The following is a 5,654-nucleotide window of genomic DNA, read 5'->3' as shown; positions in this document are numbered from 1 at the left end:
GCGACCACCGAGCCCTCCAGCCGGTCCCGCCACAGCTCCATCGCGGCGGCGCTGCGCGTGGTGCCCAGCTTCGCCGCGAGCTCCGGCACGGACGGGTCGGAGAGCGTGCACAGCACGTCGTTGTCGGCGGGCAGCCGCTTGCGCGTCACGCCGCTGGCCACCATCTGCACATCGGTGAAGATGGGCGCGCCGGCGCGCAGGGCCTCACGGGCGCGGGCCACGACGGCCGGGGAGTAGGCCAGGTCCCGTACGAGGTCGACCATCCCGCAGGCGTGGATCATCCGGACCGTGACCTGGCTGACCTCGGCGGGCAGGGCCGTGAGGTCCGCCTCCGCGCGGATGGTGGCGAAGGACTGGCGGTAGATGGCCGGGCCGTCCTTCTCGTAGTCGTACGTGGTCACGGTGTTCTTCTCGCTGCCTTCGGTCGTCGTACGGGTCATGTCGTCGTCAGGGTCATGAGGCGATCGCCGCCAGGGCGGAGGCGAGTCGGGCAGGGGCGTCCAGGGAGGTGGTCCGGGGTTCCTGACCGCTCACGGCGGTGGAGAGCAGGTAGCCGCCTTCCGGAGCGGCGACCACGTCGACGCGGTCGCCCCGGGGGTGTCCGCAGCGGCGTTCGCACCCGGACCAGTACAAGGGGAGGCCGCCCGGCTCGATCGCGTCGAGAGCCTCGGCCGCGTCGGTCCGTACGTCCGCCCGCGACTTGGCGCAGCCGGGACTGCCGATACACGCACCGACGCGCAGCCAGGGGGAGTCCGGGTCGGTGACCAGGCCGGTGGCGGCGAGGCGGGCGAGGGATTCGTCCGGGTCCGTTCCGGGTGTGGGAAGAACCACACCGCGCCACGGGGTGAGACGCAGCTCACCCGCGGCGACGTACGTCAGCTCCCGCCACTGGTGCGCCGAGAGCCGTCCCAGGGGAACGTGCACGGAGAGGCCGGCACCGTGGGGCCCCGGGGGCGGACCGGCCGTGCGGCCGGTCTCCCGGCTGCGCCGCTCGTGCCGGACACCCTCGGCCCGTAGCCGCTGACCGACCGCGTCGAGCAACTCGTCGCCGGAGAGGGGCAGTTCATCCACGCGCCAGACGCGGTCCCCACTCGTCCGCGCCGCCTCCAGGAAGACCTCCGCGGCCGTCAACGCGGCCCGGGCCGCTACCTCGACACCGACGCGCAGCGCTTCCCCGGCCGCTCCGAGCGCGAGTTCCGCGCCGCCGTCCGCCGTCGCCCGTACCGTCACATCGGCACCGAGTCCGGCCACGTCACCGCGTCCGTCGTCGAGCGCGAACAGAAAACGCCCCGACAGGTCCCGCGCCGCCTCGCTCGCGCACAACGCCGCGTCCAGGGCCGTCAGCCAGGGGCGTACGTCCAGCACACCCCGCCCGTCGAGACCGGACAGCGGCGAGGCCACGATGTTGCGCACCCGCTCGTGCCCACGCGAGGGCAGCAACCCGGCCGCGTCCAGCAACTCGGCCAGCTCCCCGGCGCATCCGTCGGGCAGACCGCGCAGTTGCGCGTTGCCGCGCGAGGTCAGATGCAGGTCTCCGTCGCCCAGCCGTTCGGCCACGTCCACGAGCGTCCGCGCCTGCGCAACGGTCAGCACCCCACCGGGAATCCGGACGCGGGCGAGCGCTCCGTCGTCCGCCGCGTGCAGCCGCAGCGTCCCTGGACAGGCGTCACCGCGGTCGCGTGGGACCGCTGTGGCCTGGGTCGATGAGCGCTGGGCAGCCGTGGACATGGCGGCGAGCATACCTACCATCACACCTGGTGTATGCCGTGCCCTCTTCCCCTGGCACTTACTATGATCGCGGCGGATCATCCGGTCCGCCATCGCCACGACGGCGACAGGGGAGGAAGCCGGTGCGAGTCCGGCGCGGTCCCGCCACTGTGAGTCCGGCCCATGCGGCCGGGCGAGTCAGGAACTCCCTTTCCCAGGCTCTCGGCTTCGCCCGAGCAGGGGAGACCCCATTTCGACACCACCCGGGGCGCGGACACCCCGAGGAAGGCCCGACGCCGCATGCTGCATTCATCCGGGGGACGACCCCCGCACCCCCGCATCTTGCTCCTGTCGACGTCCGACACTGACCTGCTGAGCGCCCGCGCGGCCGCCGGCCCGGTGTCCTACCGTTTCGCGAACCCCTCCCGTCTCGCCCTCGACGACCTCCCCGGCCTCCTCGACGGGACCGACCTGGTCGTCGTACGCCTCCTCGGCGGCATCCGGGCCTGGCAGGACGGCCTCGACCTGCTGCTGGCCGACGGCCGCCCGGTGGTCGTGCTCACCGGCGAACAGGCTCCGGACGCTCAGCTGATGGAGGCCTCCACCGTCCCCGTCGGCATCGCCGCCGAGGCGCACGCCTACCTCGCCCACGGCGGCCCGGCCAACCTGGAGCAGCTCGCCCGCTTCCTCTCCGACACGGTCCTGCTGACCGGCCACGGCTTCGAGGCTCCGGCGGCGGCACCCACCTGGGGACCGCTGGAGCGCACGCCCCGCGACGGCGCCGACGGTCCGACCGTCGCCGTGCTCTACTACCGGGCCCACCACATGAGCGGCAACACCGCTTTCGTCGCCGCCCTGTGCGACGCGATCGAGGACGGGGGCGGCCGGGCCCTGCCCCTGTACGTCGCCTCCCTGCGCGCCCCCGAGCCCGAGCTGATCGAGGAACTCCGTTCGGCCGACGCGATCATCACCACGGTCCTCGCCGCGGGTGGCACCAAGCCCGCCGCGGCCTCGGCCGGCGGTGATGACGAGTCCTGGGACGCCGGTGCGCTCACCGAGCTGGACGTCCCGATCCTCCAGGCCCTGTGCCTCACGGGTTCGCGTGCCGCCTGGGAGGAGAACGACGAGGGCGTCTCCCCGCTCGACGCGGCCAGCCAGATCGCCGTCCCCGAGTTCGACGGCCGCCTGATCACCGTCCCGTTCTCCTTCAAGGAGATCGACGAGGACGGCCTCCCGGCCTACATCGCCGACCCGGAGCGCGCCGCCCGTGTCGCCGGAATCGCCGTACGCCACGCCCGGCTCCGCCACATCCGGCCCGCCGACAAGCGCCTCGCGCTGGTCCTGTCTGCCTACCCGACCAAGCACTCCCGCATCGGCAACGCGGTCGGCCTCGACACTCCCGCCAGCGCGGTGGCCCTGCTGCGGCGACTGCGCGAGGAGGGCTACGACTTCGGCACGGACGCCGAGGTGCCGGGCCTGGCCTCCGGCGACGGCGACGAGCTGATCCGCGCGCTGATCGACGCGGGCGGCCACGACCAGGACTGGCTCACCGAGGAGCAGCTGGCCCGCAACCCGGTGCGCATCCCGGCGGCCGACTACCGCCGCTGGTACGCCACGCTCCCCGAGGAGCTGCGCACGGCGGTCGAGGAGCACTGGGGTCCGGCGCCGGGCGAGATGTTCGTCGACCGCAGCCGCAACCCGGAGGGCGACATCGTCCTCGCGGCCCTCCGCTTCGGCAACCTGCTGATCCTCATCCAGCCCCCGCGCGGCTTCGGCGAGAACCCCATCGCCATCTACCACGACCCGGACCTCCCGCCGTCCCACCACTACCTGGCCGCCTACCGCTGGATCGCCGCCCGTGCCGAGGACGGCGGCTTCGGCGCCGACGCGATGATCCACCTCGGCAAGCACGGCAACCTGGAGTGGCTGCCGGGCAAGAACGCCGGCCTGTCCGCCGCCTGCGGCCCCGACGCCGCCCTCGGTGACCTGCCCCTGATCTACCCGTTCCTGGTCAACGACCCCGGCGAGGGCACCCAGGCCAAGCGCCGCGTCCACGCCACCCTCGTCGACCACCTCGTCCCGCCCATGGCCCGTGCCGACTCCTACGGCGACATCGCGCGCCTGGAGCAACTCCTCGACGAGTACGCCCAGATCTCCTCCATGGACCCCGCCAAGCTCCCGGCGATCCGCGCCCAGATCTGGACTCTCATCCAGGCCGCCAAGCTCGACCACGACCTCGGCATGGACGACCGCCCCGACGACGACGGCTTCGACGACTTCCTGCTCCACGTCGACGGCTGGCTCTGCGAGGTCAAGGACGCCCAGATCCGCGACGGTCTGCACGTCCTCGGCAACCCGCCCACCGGTGACGACCACGTCAACCTGGTCCTCGCCGTGCTCCGCGCCCGCCAGATCTGGGGCGGCACCACGGCCCTGCCCGGCCTGCGCGAGGCCCTCGGACTCGACGAGTCCGCCGCCACCCGCACGACCGCCGACGCGGCGGAGGAGAAGGCCCGCGCCCTGGTCCAGGCGATGGAGGACGCGGGCTGGGACCCGGCCGCCGTCCCCACCGAGCACGGCGAACAGGTCGCCGCGATCCTGGAGTTCGCGGCCCGCGAGGTCGTGCCCCGCCTCGCCGGGACCACCGCCGAGATCGACCACACGGTCCACGCGCTGGCCGGTGGCTTCGTTCCGGCGGGCCCCTCGGGCTCCCCGCTGCGCGGACTGGTCAACGTCCTGCCGACCGGCCGCAACTTCTACTCGGTCGACCCCAAGGCCGTCCCCTCCCGCCTCGCCTGGGAGACCGGCCAGGCACTCGCGGACTCCCTGCTGGAGCGCTACCGCACCGACAACGGCGAATGGCCCACCTCCGTCGGGCTGTCGTTGTGGGGCACGAGCGCCATGCGCACGGCGGGCGACGACGTGGCCGAGGCCCTCGCCCTGCTCGGCATCCGCCCCGTCTGGGACGACGCCTCCCGCCGTGTCACCGGGCTGGAGCCCGTCCCCGCGGAGGAGCTGGGCCGACCCCGCATCGACGTCACCCTGCGGATCTCGGGCTTCTTCCGGGACGCCTTCCCGCACACGATCGGACTGCTGGACGACGCCGTACGCCTGGCGGCGTCGCTGGACGAGCCGGCCTCGGTGAACCACGTCCGGGCCCACGTCGAAACCGACCTGGCCGAGCACGGCGACGAACGGCGAGCCACCACCCGCATCTTCGGCTCCCGCCCCGGCACCTACGGCGCCGGTCTGCTCCAGCTCATCGACTCCCGCGACTGGCGCACCGACGCCGACCTGGCCGAGGTCTACACGGTCTGGGGCGGCTACGCCTACGGCCGTGAACTCGACGGCCGCCCGGCCCGCGAGGAAATGGAGACGGCCTACAAGCGCATCGAGGTCGCCGCGAAGAACACGGACACGCGCGAACACGACATCGCCGACTCCGACGACTACTTCCAGTACCACGGCGGCATGGTCGCCACGGTCCGCGCCCTGCGCGGCACGGCGCCCGAGGCGTACATCGGCGACTCCACCCGCCCCGAGACGGTCCGCACCCGCACCCTCGTGGAGGAGACCTCGCGCGTCTTCCGCGCCCGCGTGGTCAACCCCAAGTGGATCGAGGCGATGCGCCGCCACGGCTACAAGGGCGCCTTCGAACTCGCCGCCACGGTGGACTACCTGTTCGGCTACGACGCCACGACCGGCGTGATCGCCGACTGGATGTACGACAAGCTCACCGAGACCTACGTCCTGGACGAGACCAACCGCGAGTTCCTCCAGCAGGCCAACCCCTGGGCCCTGCACGGCATCGCCGAGCGGCTGCTGGAGGCCGAGTCGCGCGGGATGTGGGAGAAGCCCGATCCGGCGGTGCTGGAGGGGCTGCGCCAGGTGTACCTGGAGACGGAAGGCAACCTAGAGGGCGAGGACTGACCTGCCCTGTTCCGGCT

3 protein-coding genes and 1 riboswitch are annotated in these 5,654 nt (G+C 73.0%); of the genes, 1 reads left to right on the top strand and 2 read right to left on the bottom strand.

Annotation, left to right across the window (positions count from 1 at the left end; translation table 11 throughout):
* The coding region (locus tag ACWIF2_RS39890) for a precorrin-8X methylmutase (RefSeq protein WP_454366503.1) at positions 1 to 440 on the bottom strand (440 nt) is incomplete at its 3' end.
* Positions 441 to 453: 13 nt separating this feature from the next.
* A complete protein-coding gene (gene cobG / locus ACWIF2_RS39885; protein ID WP_454366504.1) occupies positions 454 to 1,740 on the bottom strand; it encodes a precorrin-3B synthase in 1,287 nt (428 codons plus the stop codon).
* 44 nt (positions 1,741 to 1,784) lie between these two features.
* A riboswitch (cobalamin riboswitch) is annotated at positions 1,785 to 1,935 on the top strand.
* Positions 1,936 to 2,007: 72 nt separating this feature from the next.
* On the opposite strand from cobG, the gene cobN reads away from it, so the two are divergent.
* Positions 2,008 to 5,637 (top strand): cobaltochelatase subunit CobN, encoded by a 3,630-nt coding sequence (gene cobN, locus ACWIF2_RS39880; protein WP_454366501.1) that lies wholly within the window; start codon positions 2,008 to 2,010, stop codon positions 5,635 to 5,637.
* Positions 5,638 to 5,654: the final 17 nt, after the last annotated feature.

The sequence above is a fragment of the Streptomyces sp. NPDC055506 genome, assembly GCF_053643595.1.
This window is presented reverse-complemented; position numbering and strand designations above follow the sequence as displayed.